The sequence below is a fragment of the Ruminococcus flavefaciens genome, assembly GCF_900119075.1.
GTDB classification, from domain to species: Bacteria; Bacillota; Clostridia; order Oscillospirales; family Ruminococcaceae; genus Ruminococcus; species Ruminococcus flavefaciens_Q.
In genome coordinates this window covers 127,658-141,580 of sequence record NZ_FPIP01000006.1, presented here as the reverse complement: position 1 = coordinate 141,580, position 13,923 = coordinate 127,658, and the positions used below count along the sequence as shown (strand labels likewise).

Sequence of the window (13,923 nt, the reverse complement as noted above, 5' to 3'; positions counted from 1 at the left end):
AGAATTCTCCCGACTTAATTCGGATAGAATCAGCGTTTAACCCATGTAATCAAGGTAAAGTCCGTCAAACTCCTCGGTAGTGCCGTTTTCGTGATAGAACCACGACTTGACGCCGCCTTTGATATCAGTCTGATATGCCGACACGAAATCAATGCGGTGTATGCCCTTTTCCCTGAGAACATCATCGTAAGACGGATTCTGCTCGTCAAGCTCGAAATCATAGGTGTCAGCCACCTTCAAAGTGCCGTCCTGCCATACGAAATAATGCAAAGTCGCATATCCCATCTGTCCCCAGAGGATAACGAAATTGCCTGTGTTCTCGTCATAGCAGAAGCTTGTATGTCCGCCGCCGAAAGTGCCTAAGTCCTGAAGCTCGCAGTTCTCATCGAATCTGTATACATGGATAGCGTAATCAGCCTCGCAGGTGCCGTATTTCAGGATAAGCTCGGGAATACCGTCAGCGTCCATGTCGCGGAATGCGTATTCAATACTGGAGAGTCCGTCGTTATCCTTTGCAGTCTGCTCGAAAACATAGCGTATCTCGCCCTGATAAATTGCAGGGTACATATCCATGCGTCCGCCTGCGGAAACATTTGCCTCGTGGGTAGCGGGCTCGGCTTCTGTTCCTGCTGCTGTAGTATCGGCAGCAGTTATCACAGCTGTCTCTGTAGCTGCCTCAGTGGCTGTAGTTTCAGCGCTTGTCGGCGCTGTGGCTGCCGTGGTACTCTCAGATGAAGAGCTGCTCTGACCTGTCTTTCCGCAGCCTGCAAGAACCAGAGCTGCAAAACATGATAATGCGATGATTCGTTTCATTTTTCTTATCCTTTCTTTATATGACCAGTTACAGCCCAGTTCATGGCGTCGGTTATCTCAATGTCAGCGAACTGACCGATAAGGGAGCTGTCTCCCTCAAACTCAACTATTATGAACTCGCTGCTCTTTCCTGTGAGCCAGCCGTCCTTTTTCTTCGAAACTCCGTCAACAAGAACTCGCATAGTCCTGCCGATAAAGCGCTTGTAGTGCTCCGTGGAGACCTCGCGCTGGACTTCAAGAAGCTCTCTCATGCGATGTCCCTTTTCCTCGTCGGAGATACTGTCGGGCATTTCCGCAGCCTTAGTTCCCGAACGCTTGGAATAGATGAATGAGTAGATATTGTCGTACCTGACCTTTTTTATCACATCGAGAGTCGCGCGGAACTCCTCGTCGGTCTCGTTTGGAAAGCCCACGATTATATCCGTAGTCAGTGAGAAATCGTCGTCTCTGCGGCGTATCTCATCGACTATGCCCAGATACTTCTCCATGGTGTAGCGGCGATTCATGCGGTCAAGCACTGCGCTGCTGCCGCTTTGTACGGGCAGGTGCAGGTGCTTCGCCACCTTTTCGCAGTCAAATATGGCGTCGATAAGCTCCTTTGAGGCGTCCTTGGGGTGTGAGGACATGAAGCGTATCCAGAAGTCCCCCTCTATTTTATTCAGTTCACGGAGAAGCTGAGGAAAGCTGCACTCGCCGCCAAGGTCATTGCCGTAGGAATTGACGTTCTGACCGAGCAGCATTATCTCCTTGTAGCCTTGAGATACCAGCTCGCGGACCTCGCCGATTATATCCTCGGGACGGCGGCTTCGCTCACGTCCGCGGACGTACGGCACTATGCAGTAGGTGCAGAAGTTGTTGCAGCCGAACATTATTGGCACAGAAGCCTTGAAGCTGCTCTCGCGCACCTGCTCAGCCGCCTCGGAAAAGTCATCGTACTCGGTGATATCCGCCGAGAACTTCGCTCCCCTGAGAGCTTCAAGAAGAAGCCTTGGCAGGGCGCTTATAGCGGAGGTACCCAGCACAAGGTCCACCTGTGGGTAGGACTTCTTTATCTTTTCGGCAATATGGCTCTGAGCCGTCATGCAGCCTGCAATGCCGATGATAAGGGAGGGCTTCAGCTCCTTGAGCTTCTTCATGCTGCCCACTATGCCGAAAACCCTGTCCTCGGCGCTCTCGCGGACGGCGCAGGTATTGAGTATGATGAGATCGGCTTCATGCTCGTCCTCGGTGAAGCCGTAGCCCATTTTTTTCAGCAAGCCCTTTATCTTTTCGCCGTCGGACACGTTCAGCTGACAGCCGAAGCTCCTTATGTAGGCTTTTCGGGGCTTATCGCCCAGCAGTGCCTTTATTTCGCTTATTTCCGCGGTATTGTCCTTCAATTGGCAGAACCTCGCCTTCCTTGAAAATCCTGTAATGTATAATTATACCATATATAAAAGGAGATTTCAAGTGCCGATAATTGCGGACATCAAGTTTTACAAAAAAAGGACCTTCCGCAAGGGAAAGTCCTTTTCAATACAGCGATGTAATTATCTTACATAGAGATATCTTGAAAGAAGTACTGCGTCAGTGACATTTATCTTGCCGTCCTTGTTGAGGTCAGCGCGGGTTCTCTCAGCTTTTGTCAGAGGATCTACACCGTTGATATAATCAATGATAGCGTCAAGATCCTCGTTTGTTACATATGAACGGCCTAAAACGTTGCCTGATCTGATAGGACTAAAGCCGTTGATATCATAGGAGATAAGTGAGATATCTGTAACATCTACCTTGCCGTCCCAGTTTACGTCTGCTCTTGCAAGTCTGCTTGCAGGAATAGCCTTGATGCCCTTAACGTGCCAAGTAACAGCCTGAAGATCCTCGATGTCGATATCTGTATCACCGTTGATGTCGCCCTTCATTGCTCTTACTGCCGGAGATGAAGATGATTTCTTTGCGGCAGCTGCTCCCATAACTGTTGCTGCGCCTGCTGTCATAACTGAAGCCATAAGAATTGCTGCGATCTTGTTGAATTTCATTTTGAAATTCCTCCTTTAAAAATATTGTTTGCTAAATATATGACTTGTTTATGTCAAATATCAAGCATTTATATATTAACATTTTATCTCAATTTTGTCAATAGATATTTATATAAGATTTTTAAAGCTTTTTTTAAGATTATATGATATAATATATTATGTGAAAGTGTATACTCACTTCCGAAAGGGGAAATTATTATGCTGAATATAAAGAAAACCGCAGCTCTGCTGCTTACATCGGCTGTTGCCGTTTCTTCGCTGTTTGCCTGCAACGAGAAAAAGCCCCACGACATGGCGAATGCCAAGGAGCTGAAAGTCACATTTCTCGACGTGGGAAAGGCTGACGCTATTGTGCTCCAGTCCGAAAGCTCCACCGTGGTCATAGACTGCGGAGAAAAGGGCGACGGCAAGAAGATATCTTCGATCCTCGAAGAGAGCGGAACAACCGTTATCGACTACCTGATAATCACTCATTTCGATAAAGACCACGTGGGCGGAGCTCCCAAGGTGCTGAAAACCTTTGACGTCAAGAACGTTCTCACTCCCGATTACACGGGAAATGTCAGCGAATACGACAAATTCGCGGAGACTCTCGACGGCAGGGGCATTACTCCCATGAAGCTGAAAGAGGATATCTCCTTTACCCTTGACGACGTGGATTATACGGTCTATGCGCCGAAAAAGGACTTCTACGGCGACGGCGACAGCGCCGAGAACAATTTCTCCCTCGTTACAAAGGCTGTCCACCATAACAACATCCTGCTTTTCACAGGCGACGCTATGGAGGAAAGACTGGACGAGATAATGGATATCGGCAAGTGCACCCTGCTGAAAGTCCCGTATCACGGCAGAAAGCTTGATAATCTGGGCGATTTTCTCAAAGCTACGGAGCCGAAATGCGCAGTAGTCTGCACGGACAGCAACGAGTTTTCGGGCAAGATGCAGGACCTGCTGAAAAAGCAGAAGATAAACACCTATGCAACCTGCTTCAACGGTAAGATAAACGCTGTCAGTGACGGCAGTCAGATAAAAATCGACACAGAAAAGGGCTCGTCTTTGTGATATTTCACAAAAAGCAGTGAAGCGGCTTTGACTTTTTGTCATCTATTATTGACGTACTCCTGCCAAAATGATATAATTATCATATAGCTTTATTCGATTAATATATCGTTTTGATACAGGGGGGGACAACTATGAGCAAACAGGAAAAAGAAATCAGAACAAGCAAACGCAACTTCATTATAGCTCTTGCTTTACTATTGCTTACAAATATTCTCATGGCTATGACACTGTCCACGCTTGCCAAAAAGAACCTGCGCGAGCAGATAGAACAGCGTATGCTGGACGTGGCAAATACGGCGGCTTATATGATAGACGGCGATGAGATAAAGAATATCACCAAGGAAGACGAGGGCACAGAGCCATACAACCGCGCTCTTGAAACACTCCGTGCCTTTCAGGAAAACATCGCTCTTGACTACATCTATGGTATAAATCCTGAACCCGACGGCACCTTTACATTTACTATTGATCCTGCTATTGATGACCCTGGTGAATTTGGTGAGCCGATAGTTACTACAGACGCTCTCGTAAGCGCTGCAAACGGTGTTGCCGCTGTTGATCAAAAGGCATACTCCGACAAATGGGGACGCTTCTACTCGGCATACAGCCCTATTTTCGATTCAGAAAACAAGGTTGTCGGCATTATCGGCGTTGATTTCAACGCCGACTGGTTCGACGATAAGCTCAGCAATAATACGGTAATATCCATAGTTATCCTTATGGCGGCTCTTACCGTAGGTATAGTCCTCGCGTTCATCATCATGTCGCAGAACAGAAAGCGTTTTGCGGCTATGCTGAAAGAGATAGACCAGCTCAATACAACTACCCAGAAAATGAACGATATGCTTATGCAGACCTCTATCAAAAAGCTGGATTTTCTCCCCGACACAGAGAGAGAACTTCTTAAAACTCTTGCAGACGGCGAGGAAAAAAAGCAGTCCTTCAGCGACGAGTATGAGGAGGTAACATCGAATCTTCAGTCTGTCTGCAATAAGCTCAACAAGTACATGAAGTACGTGGATACCAACATCCACAAGGACGAGCTGACCAATACCCATAACAAGGCGGCGTACAAGAACGCTATAAGACAGCTGGACGAGGATATCAAGACCGATTCACCATCATTCTCCGTTGCATTCTTCGACCTCAACGGTCTGGAAAATGTCAACGCTAACTTCGGCTTTGAGGCAGGCGACGAGCTGATGTTCCATGCTGCAAGACTGCTGAAAAAGGTATTCGGCAGCGATAATGTCTATCGTGTTGCAGGCGACGAGTTCATTGCTCTTATGCGCAAAAAGAACACTCTCGATATGGAGGACCTGTTTGCTGAATTTGACAAGGAACTGGGAAATTTCAACGCAGGCAAAAAGATCGCTCACCCCCTCGGCATAGCAAAGGGCTTCAACACCTACAGACCTGAAAAGTATGAGAACTACCGTCAGGTATTCATCGTCGCAAGAGAAAATATGCAGAACGACAAGGCGGAATACTATAAGAACAAAAAGGCGTGACTTAACCGCAACACTTATATAGAAGCTTACAGTTAATTATGGGGGAAACCTTTCTGAGGAAAGGTTCTCCCCCATACCCCTTTCCAAAGACTTTTATCTGGTTTTTTCGCAGATAGGGCGCTTCTTAAAAAAAAAAAGACCTGCAAAAATGCAGGTGCGCCCTATCTGTGAAAAAACAAAACTAAAGTTTTAGGGATAGAGTTTGAGAGTGACTCCCCGCAGTGCGGGGAGATGTCACGCAGTGACAGAGGGGACGTCCTCCGTCAGAGGAGCCCCTTTTTCAAAAGGGGTTCTCTCAATAATAATTATAAAACTTCTATATGAGTATCATGGTTATGTCACGCCTTTTTAGTGAGCAGTAAGTAGTGGACGGATTTTAATTGTAGTGGCCGGCGTCCTCGACAGCCCAATGCAGGGGCGGATAATATCCGCCCGATTATGATAATACAACGGCTGACTATTGTAGGGGGGCGATGCCTACATCGCCCCGTGGTTCCACGTATCTATTGGTCGGGCTGATGTGGGCATCAGCCCCTACAGCGCATTATTCATGTTTTCATCGTAATACACGGGCGCACACTGTGCGCCCCTACATATTGACAGCAAAAAATGCCTGCGATTCAGCAATATTTACTGTTGCATTTTCTGATTCCATGTGTTATAATAGATTGTAAGCGTGCTTTTTCAGCAGATAATGCTCTGCAAGCACAAATTTTAATATTATGAAAAGAGGAAAACAAATGCCTGCAAATATTGTAGTCGGAACTCAATGGGGAGACGAAGGAAAAGGCAAGATCATTGATATCCTTGCTTCCCGCGCAGACGTTGTAGTCCGCTCACAGGGCGGCAACAACGCAGGTCACACTGTTGTAAATAACGGTGAGGTCTACAAGCTTCACCTTGTACCTTCGGGTATTCTTTACCCCAATGCACTCAACCTCATCGGCGCAGGTGTAGTTCTTGATCCCAAGGACTTTATCGGCGAGCTGGACAATCTCGAGTCAAGAGGCATAAAGACTCAGGGACACCTTAAGGTTGATCCCCGTGCTCAGATCGTTATGCCATGGCATATCGCTCTCGACGGTCTTTCTGAGGCTTTCCGCGGCGGTAAGGACATCGGTACGACAAAGAGAGGCATTGGTCCTACATATATGGATAAATACGAGCGCTGCGGCATTCGTATGTACGACCTCGTTCACCCTGAGGTGCTTGCTGAAAAGATACAGTCCACAGGCAAGCTCAAGAACGAGATAATCACCAAGGTTTACGGCGGTGAGGCTTTCGACCTTGACGCTGTTACTAAGGAGTACACAGAGTACGGCAAGAGACTTCTCCCATACATGGACGACGTTTCCGTACTCACATTCGAGGCTCACAAGGCAGGCAAGACTATCATGTTTGAGGGCGCTCAGGCTACTCTCCTTGATATCGACTTCGGTACATATCCCTACGTTACATCTTCGCACCCACTCTCAGCAGGCGTTTGCGTAGGTACAGGCGTAGGTCCTAAGGTAATCACCAACATCATCGGCGTTGCAAAGGCTTACACTACTCGTGTAGGCAAGGGACCATTCCCCACAGAGCTTGACGACGCTACAGGCGATCAGATAAGAAACGTAGGCGGCGAGTTCGGTACTACCACAGGCAGACCAAGAAGAACAGGCTGGTTCGACGCTGTTATCGTTCGTCATTCAGTAAGAGTAAACGGCCTTGACAGCCTCGCTATCAACAAGCTGGATACTCTCGCTAATATCGATACACTGAAAATGTGCGTGGCTTACAAGAAGCCCGACGGCAGCATCATCAAGGAGTTCCCGCCGACACTGGAGGAGCTTGAGGGCTGCGAGCCTATCTATGAGGAGTTCCCAGGATTCACAGAGGATATCTCCAAGTGCACAAGCTTCGACGAGCTCCCTGCTAACTGCAAGAGCTACATCGCTCGTCTTGAAGAGCTGGTAGGCTGCCATGTAAGCATGGTAGGTATCGGTCCTGACAGAGCACAGATACTGGAAAGATAAGACTTTGTTCAGCCGCTTCGGCGGCTGTTCGCTTATACCGCCTTTTTCCGAAAGGAGGCTTTGTATGAAATTCTCCGCAAAAAAACTGGCTGTTGTCTCGGCTTTTGCCTTGCTCAGTGCTTTTGCCCTGCCTTCAACGGCTTCTGCGGCTCAGGTCTCAGTACCCGAGATATCACAGAGCTGCGTTTTCAGCTCGGCTGACGACGCTGCTGTACAGATGAGAAAATACATCAGGGAGAGAAACCCTGATTTCGAGATTGCTGTCAGCTCCTCTGTCGCTTCAAAGGAGACCGTGGGACAGCTCATGATATTCAAAGCCTTCGATGAAACGGGAGACGGCTCGGAGGGAGACTACCTCCGCTTCGCAGTAAAAAAGCTGAACTGCAAGATATACTGGAAAAACAACGAGTACAAGCTGGTCTATCATCTGGATTACTACACTACAGCCGAGGAAGAGGAAAATCTCACCCGAAAGCTGGACACTGCCCTTGCTTCGCTGAATACCAACGGACTTTCGGACTACAACAAGGCTCTCCTGCTGTACAGATATGTCACCTCAAATGTGACCTACTCATCGGATATCACCGATAAATACGCCTACACAGCCTACAGTGCCGTTGAAAACGGTCATGCTGTATGTCAGGGCGTAGCACAGCTGCTCTACAGGCTCTATAACGATTCGGGTATACCCTGCCGCATTATCGCAGGCGTCGCCCATGATACCAGCGGAGCCCGTGAGGACAGCTATCATGTATGGCTGGTAACAAAAATAGACGGCAGATACTACCTCTCCGATCCCACATGGGACCTCAGGGCAGAGGGCGATAACTTCCGATACTTTTTAAAGGGAAGCAATGATTTCGACAGCACCTTCAACATGAAACATATCCCTCAGAACGACAACGGTCTGACCTTCCCCGAATATGATTCCGACGACTTCCGAAACGCATATCCTGTCTTTTCGGAGAACGCTCCCTCGCCTGTGTGCAGTAAGGGAGATATCAACGGAGACAACAGCATAAACGCTGTGGACGCTTCTGCTATCCTCAGCGACTATTCCCGCGTTTCTACCTGCGGTACAAGTGCCTTTACCGTATCGCAGCAAAGCTGTGCCGACGTAAACAAGGATAACAGCGTAAATGCCGTGGACGCCTCCTGCGTTCTTTCGTATTACGCTCATGTATCCTGCGGCGGCAAAGGCTCTATAGATGATTATATTAAAAACGAGGTGTTGAATAATGTACGATGAAAATGGTCTCAGCGGCGTTATGCCCGAGGAGATAGAATATACCCCCAACGCTCCGAGAAAAGAGGCTCCCACAGGAGTAAGCGCTCCCGTTCTGGACGACTTCGGATATGTGGCTCCCACAGCCAAAAAGGACGGCCCTACAGGCGTCAGCGCACCTGTTCTGGACGATATGGCTTCATTCGGCTCGGACACTGAGAAAAAGGGCGCTCCTACAGGAGTTTCCGCACCTGTACTTGACGACAATATCCCATATGTAAGCGAAAAGAAGGGTGCTCCCACAGGCGTTACCGCTCCCGTACTTGACGACGCCTCTGTACCATATACTCACCAGCAGCTGGTTCTCTCCGACGAGGATATCATAGGCGGACTTACCCCCGAGCTGAAAGCACGCTTCGACGCTCTCCCTGCCGACAAGCAGCAGCAGATAATCGACATGAGAAGAACTCAGCTCGGAGCAGTTGCTCCTCCCGTACAGGTAACAGCTCCTGTACTTGACGAGGACAATTACACACCGCCCCCGAAAACTGAAGAACCTAAGCAGCCCGAGGCTCCCGTAGCGGCTCCTATACTGGACGACGAGCCAGAGCCCCCTAAGTATCAGCCGAAATACGTGGACGAGGACCTTGAAAGAGCCAAGGCTGAGGCTTCCAAAAAGGCAGTTTCCGCCCAGCTTGTATCAGAGCAGAAGGACTCAAAGGAAAGCCTGCGCATGATGCTTGAGCTCAAGGAAGAAGCAAGACAGAAAGAGGCTGAAAAGGGCTTCAAGATATGTATCGTGCTTGCTGTTGTGGGAGTTATCTCAGCAATCGCATTCTATCTGCTCTATTCGGGACAGTTAGGTCTTGGCTACAAGAACGGTCTCGAGGGCTTCGGCAAGGTAATAAAGAACTCCGCACTGTACATCGCAGGTATCGTGGGCGTATGCACACTTTCACTCATAGCAGGCATCAAGGGCTTGAAGTCCCTGTGCTCATTCGTACTGCTGCTCTTTGGTATCGTCCAGATATTCCCCGGACTTCCGATGATACCTCAGCACAAGGGCAATATGGCTCTTGTAGTTTTGCTGTATGTCATTGCACTGGCAGGAACAGTAGTTACATTCTTCATGCTCTCAGGCAGCGAGCCTGTAGGCAAGTTCTTTACCAGAAACGACAACCTCAACAGACGCGAACGCGACGATTATTGATAAAAAGCCGTGATAAAGGAAACTTTATCACGGCTTTTTTCTACTGTTCTTCTTTTTTAATACCGAAAATGGCTCTCAGTATCCCCGATATGAATTTCGGGCTCTTGATGACCACTATCTTCAATATGTACCCCCTCCTTTGCAGGATATATCTCATTATATTCCGCAAGGGAGCTTTTTGTTACACCACTATCTTCGGCGTTATGATGACCAGTGCAAGTCCGTCCTTTATGCGCAGGACAGCCTTTTCGTCCTCTATCTCGTTGCTGACGCCTATGGGGAAGGACTGTACCATGCGGTAGTCCTCCAGGGGGTACTTAACGCCGCGGAGATACTCTATGCCAACGCTCTCTGTCAGTGCGAATACCGAGAGATAAACGCCGCCGTCCATATTCTTGTATGTAACAGTGCCCTCGTCCGCCTCCTGTACAAGCAGGTGGCTCTCGCCCTTTATCTCAAGGCGGCAGCCCTGCTGCAATGCGTATATCATAGCCTGTATATTGGCGAAGCTGTGCTCGAAGCGCCTTCCGCCAAGAGCTCCGTAGAGGTCGATATTGCTGTAGCCCATTTCTATAGCCTTTTTCACAGCCATAAGGGTATCGGTATCGTCCTTTTCGGGAACGCTTCTCAGCTTCTCAACGCCCTTTGGCAGTTCATCACTGTAGGAATCGAAATCCCCCACGATAACATCGGGAAGTATCCCCAGTCTTAAGGCGTGTCTGTAGCCGCAGTCGGCACAGATGAAGCAGCTGTACTTCTCCCAGTATGACCACTTTTTGTAGCATCTCAGGTCAGGCATATCTCCGCCTGCAAATATCGCGCATTTTCTCATTTGAGCTCCCACTCCTTTAACTGCTTAGCTTCTTCGTACATTGTCTTGTAGCTTTCGTGGCGGCTGAGAGATATCTCTCCCCTCTCAACTGCCTCGACTACCGCACAGCCCTTTTCGCAGAGGTGTGCGCAGTCCCTGAAACGGCACTTATCCGTAAGTCCGTCAAACTCGCGGAAACAGTCCGCCAGCTCCTCCTTGCGGATAATGTCGTAGCGATTTGTCTCAAAGGTGGAAAATCCGGGAGTATCGGCTATATAACCGCCGCCGCTGAGCTTGTAGAGCTCAGCATGACGGGTGGTGTGTCTTCCTCTGCCAAGCTTTCGGCTTATCTCGCCTGTGGCAATATTCAGAGTAGGATCTACTGCGTTGAGCAGGGTAGACTTGCCTGCTCCCGAGTTGCCCGTAAAGGCGCTTATCTTACCGCTGAGCAGCTGACGCACTTTCTCAATGGAAGCCTCGTCATCGTAGCTGACCTCAGCAACATCAATACCGATACTGCCGTATATCTCATGTATGGGACGGCTGTCCCCGAGGTCTGTCTTGGTTATGACCACTACGGGGGTTATGCCCTTGTACTCCGCAATGGCTATGAACTTGTCCAGAATAAGGTAATTCGGAGCAGGCTCACAGGTGGACACTATGAATATGAGCTGATCCAGATTTGCAAGCGGAGGTCTTATGATACAGTTTTTTCGCGGAGCTATCTCCGTGATGACGCCGTCCTCAACGTCAACGCGGTCGCCCACGCAGGGACTTATCCCCCTGTTGCGGAAAACTCCCCTCGCCTTGCACTCATATATACCGTCAGGGGACTCTACACTGTAGAGTCCCCCTAAGCATTTTATAATTATTCCGCTTATAACGTTTTTACTCATTAATAGTGAACAAACTCGTTCTGGTCGTTCCAGTAGCCTTCCCAGACCCACTTGTCGTTTTCGTCAAAGTGTCCGTACCACTCCCAAGCGCCTTCATTGTTGTACTTTCCGTAGTAGGTGTTGCCCTCTACGATAGAAGGATCTCTGCCAGCCTGTGAAGGAGGATCTGTAGGAGCAGGTGCCTGTGTAGGAGTCTCTGTTGTAGGCTCTTCCTTCTTGAATGCGCCTACCTGATCGAATGCGCCCCAAGCGTTCTCGCTGTCGGTGGTATATGTGCCCTTAGCGAAGTTGAAGGTGTAGCTTCCGTAGTTTGCCTTAGCGCCTGTTGTAAGGTTTGTAAGGATAGCTGAAGCTCTTACGCTCTGTCCGGAGCCCTCGATAGTCAGTGAGTAGCCTGCCATTTCAGGACAGATAAGGGTACCTGTTGATACAGCCTTTGTCTTGTTCTTCTCATCTGTGAGGATAAAGTCGATGCTGAATCGTCCTGAAGCCTCACCAGGGAAGCTGAGGTCGATATCTACCTTTCCGTTCGGAACAGTACCGTCGCTGACATAAAGTGTGATCTCTGAGCCGCCCTCGAGCTTAGTGCCCTTCTTAGGCTCCTGATCTACAACGATACCCTCCTTCTCATATGAAGGTGTAGGCTCTGTCTTTACCTTAAGGTTCTTATAGCCTGCAAGGATAGCAGCGTCCTCTGCTGTCTTGCCGATATAATCGTCCAGAGTTACCTGCTCTGCGTTAGCGCCCATGCTGACATAGAGGATAACAGTTGTACCCTTGTGTACCATAGTACCCTCTTCAGGCTCGGACTTGATAACGTAATCAGGCTTTATCTCTGCGTCCGAGGTCTTTTGTATCTTGGGTTCAAGTCCTCGTTCACGGAGCTGAGTCTTTACAAGCTCGAGGTTAACATTTCGTACATGAGGTACCTCAACGGTCTCCATACCCTTACTGATAACTACCTTGCAGACATCGCCCTTGTTGAATACAGTACCCTTTTCGATACTCTGCTTGATGATAGTTCCCTCGTCGGCTTCGTTGTATTCCTGACTCTCTATCTCAAACTTGATATCGCCGCTGTAAGCTGCATAAGCCTGATTGTAGTCCCAGCCGTAAAGGTCTGGCATGGTCTTGCCGTTCTTGTTTGCGCTGTTTCTGAGAAGTCCGCTGAGCATAGTTGCTACGAATATAACGGCAACTATGATAACTACTACGACTACAGCCGTAAGTACGGGGACTACCAGTGAGGAACGCTCTTCCTCCTCTTCGTCATCGTCCTCGTCATCATCGTACTCGTCGTAATTGTCGGTATAAGCGTCGTTGTATCTCTGTGATACAGAGCCGCCCGATGAATAGCCCGAGCCTGCGCCTGCTGCGGCAGCAGCTGCCACAGGAGCCTTAGCCTTTGAAGCGTAAGCGTTGGCTACCTCCTGTCTGCTCTCGGACTCTACCTCTGTGCCTGCGGAGCTGTCAAGCAACTCCTCGGACTCGTCGGTCTCCTCAGTATAATAACCGAATGAGATATGCGGATCAGCCTTGAATGCTTCGATATCGCTTATCATCTCGGCAGTTGTCTGGTATCTGTCCTCGGGAGCCTTTTCCATAGCTCTGAGAACTATCTCCTCAAGACCGTCGGGGATAGACGGATTGATAGCTCTCGGGCGCTCGGGGATATCGTGCATATGCATAACTGCGATAGCAACGGGGTTATCGCTGTCGAAAGGCTTCTTGCCTGTGAGCATCTCGTACATCATTGCACCGACGGAGTAGATATCGCTCTTTGCGTCGGTAACGCTGCCGCTTGCCTGCTCGGGGCTGATATAGTGAACGCTTCCGATAGCCTGATCGGTAGCTGTCTTGCCTTCCTCACGGGCGAACTTTGCAATGCCGAAGTCCATGACCTTGATAGTGCCGTCAGTGAACATCATGATGTTCTGGGGCTTGATATCACGGTGAACTATGCCCTTGTCGTGAGCGTGCTGGAGAGCACGGAGTATCTGTATAACAAAGTGAACTGTGTCCTTCCATGTGAGGACCTTTTCCTCCTCGATATACTCCTTGAGAGTGATACCGTCGATGTACTCCATTACGATGTACTGTATCTTCTCGGAGAAGCCCACGTCGTAAATCTTTACGATATTCGGGTGTGAGAGAACTGCGATAGCCTTTGACTCATTGCGGAAGCGGCGGAGAAATTCCTCGTTCTCTGCAAATTCCTTCTTGAGTATCTTAATGGCAACCGTTTTGTTGTCGATAACATCGACGCCCTTGTAGACCTCAGCCATACCTCCGACGCCGATGAGCTCGGTTATCTCATATCTTCCGTCGAGCTTCTTGCCAATATTCTTGTCCATTTCCT

General features: G+C 49.0%; 12 protein-coding genes. 5 read left to right on the top strand and 7 right to left on the bottom strand.

The genetic code is table 11. From position 1 onward, the window contains the following. Positions 1-36: 36 nt before the first annotated feature. The 3 genes from BT105_RS10125 to BT105_RS10115 all read right to left on the bottom strand — a co-directional run bounded on the left by BT105_RS10125 (position 37) and on the right by BT105_RS10115 (position 2,831). Positions 37-813, bottom strand: a complete 777-nt coding sequence (locus tag BT105_RS10125; RefSeq protein ID WP_072300638.1) for a hypothetical protein — start codon at positions 811-813, stop codon at positions 37-39. Positions 814-818: 5 nt separating this feature from the next. Then, complete coding sequence (gene miaB / locus BT105_RS10120) at positions 819-2,192, bottom strand: tRNA (N6-isopentenyl adenosine(37)-C2)-methylthiotransferase MiaB (RefSeq protein WP_072300637.1); 1,374 nt, start codon at positions 2,190-2,192, stop codon at positions 819-821. 150 nt (positions 2,193-2,342) lie between these two features. Beyond that, positions 2,343-2,831 carry a dockerin type I repeat-containing protein gene (locus BT105_RS10115; protein WP_072300636.1) on the bottom strand — a complete coding sequence of 163 codons (489 nt, stop codon included), beginning with the start codon at positions 2,829-2,831 and terminating at the stop codon, positions 2,343-2,345. 198 nt (positions 2,832-3,029) lie between these two features. On the opposite strand from BT105_RS10115, the gene BT105_RS10110 reads away from it, so the two are divergent. The 5 genes from BT105_RS10110 to BT105_RS10090 all read left to right on the top strand — a co-directional run bounded on the left by BT105_RS10110 (position 3,030) and on the right by BT105_RS10090 (position 9,857). Beyond that, positions 3,030-3,893, top strand: a complete 864-nt coding sequence (locus BT105_RS10110; protein ID WP_072300635.1) for a ComEC/Rec2 family competence protein — start codon at positions 3,030-3,032, stop codon at positions 3,891-3,893. Between the two features lie 131 nt (positions 3,894-4,024). Further along, positions 4,025-5,404, top strand: a complete 1,380-nt coding sequence (locus BT105_RS10105; protein ID WP_072300634.1) for a diguanylate cyclase domain-containing protein — start codon at positions 4,025-4,027, stop codon at positions 5,402-5,404. Positions 5,405-6,144: 740 nt separating this feature from the next. Beyond that, positions 6,145-7,422: an adenylosuccinate synthase gene (locus BT105_RS10100; RefSeq protein WP_072300633.1), complete on the top strand. Its 1,278-nt coding sequence runs from the start codon at positions 6,145-6,147 to the stop codon at positions 7,420-7,422. A 64-nt stretch (positions 7,423-7,486) separates the two neighbouring features. Further along, on the top strand, positions 7,487-8,671 hold the full coding sequence (locus BT105_RS10095) for a transglutaminase domain-containing protein (RefSeq protein ID WP_072300632.1): 1,185 nt from the start codon (positions 7,487-7,489) through the stop codon (positions 8,669-8,671). Further along, positions 8,661-9,857, top strand: a complete 1,197-nt coding sequence (locus tag BT105_RS10090; protein ID WP_072300631.1) for an ABC transporter permease — start codon at positions 8,661-8,663, stop codon at positions 9,855-9,857. Before BT105_RS10095 ends, BT105_RS10090 begins: the two co-directional genes overlap by 11 nt. Before the next feature lie 40 nt (positions 9,858-9,897). On the opposite strand, the gene spoVM is transcribed toward BT105_RS10090, so the two are convergent. Genes spoVM through pknB form a run of 4 tightly spaced genes read right to left on the bottom strand, consistent with a single transcriptional unit; the run spans position 9,898 to position 13,918 of the window. Beyond that, on the bottom strand, positions 9,898-10,014 hold the full coding sequence (gene spoVM / locus BT105_RS15425; RefSeq protein WP_143186570.1) for a stage V sporulation protein SpoVM: 117 nt from the start codon (positions 10,012-10,014) through the stop codon (positions 9,898-9,900). A 24-nt stretch (positions 10,015-10,038) separates the two neighbouring features. Further along, a complete protein-coding gene (locus tag BT105_RS10085) occupies positions 10,039-10,689 on the bottom strand; it encodes a thiamine diphosphokinase (RefSeq protein WP_072300630.1) in 651 nt (216 codons plus the stop codon). After that, complete coding sequence (gene rsgA / locus BT105_RS10080) at positions 10,686-11,564, bottom strand: ribosome small subunit-dependent GTPase A (protein ID WP_177243960.1); 879 nt, start codon at positions 11,562-11,564, stop codon at positions 10,686-10,688. Before rsgA ends, BT105_RS10085 begins: the two co-directional genes overlap by 4 nt. Beyond that, positions 11,564-13,918, bottom strand: a complete 2,355-nt coding sequence (gene pknB / locus BT105_RS10075) for a Stk1 family PASTA domain-containing Ser/Thr kinase (protein WP_072300629.1) — start codon at positions 13,916-13,918, stop codon at positions 11,564-11,566. Before pknB ends, rsgA begins: the two co-directional genes overlap by 1 nt. Between the last annotated feature and the right edge of the window lie 5 nt (positions 13,919-13,923).

What these genes read in the sequence shown, in the direction of transcription:
- BT105_RS10125 (WP_072300638.1), bottom strand. Translation starts at nt 813, where the DNA reads ATGAAACGAATCATCGCATTATCATGTTTTGCAGCTCTGGTTCTTGCA.
- BT105_RS10115 (WP_072300636.1), bottom strand. Translation starts at nt 2,831, where the DNA reads ATGAAATTCAACAAGATCGCAGCAATTCTTATGGCTTCAGTTATGACA.
- BT105_RS10110 (WP_072300635.1), top strand. Translation starts at nt 3,030, where the DNA reads ATGCTGAATATAAAGAAAACCGCAGCTCTGCTGCTTACATCGGCTGTT.
- BT105_RS10105 (WP_072300634.1), top strand. Translation starts at nt 4,025, where the DNA reads ATGAGCAAACAGGAAAAAGAAATCAGAACAAGCAAACGCAACTTCATT.
- BT105_RS10100 (WP_072300633.1), top strand. Translation starts at nt 6,145, where the DNA reads ATGCCTGCAAATATTGTAGTCGGAACTCAATGGGGAGACGAAGGAAAA.
- BT105_RS10095 (WP_072300632.1), top strand. Translation starts at nt 7,487, where the DNA reads ATGAAATTCTCCGCAAAAAAACTGGCTGTTGTCTCGGCTTTTGCCTTG.
- BT105_RS10090 (WP_072300631.1), top strand. Translation starts at nt 8,661, where the DNA reads ATGTACGATGAAAATGGTCTCAGCGGCGTTATGCCCGAGGAGATAGAA.
- spoVM (WP_143186570.1), bottom strand. Translation starts at nt 10,014, where the DNA reads ATGAGATATATCCTGCAAAGGAGGGGGTACATATTGAAGATAGTGGTC.
- BT105_RS10085 (WP_072300630.1), bottom strand. Translation starts at nt 10,689, where the DNA reads ATGAGAAAATGCGCGATATTTGCAGGCGGAGATATGCCTGACCTGAGA.
- rsgA (WP_177243960.1), bottom strand. Translation starts at nt 11,564, where the DNA reads ATGAGTAAAAACGTTATAAGCGGAATAATTATAAAATGCTTAGGGGGA.
- pknB (WP_072300629.1), bottom strand. Translation starts at nt 13,918, where the DNA reads ATGGACAAGAATATTGGCAAGAAGCTCGACGGAAGATATGAGATAACC.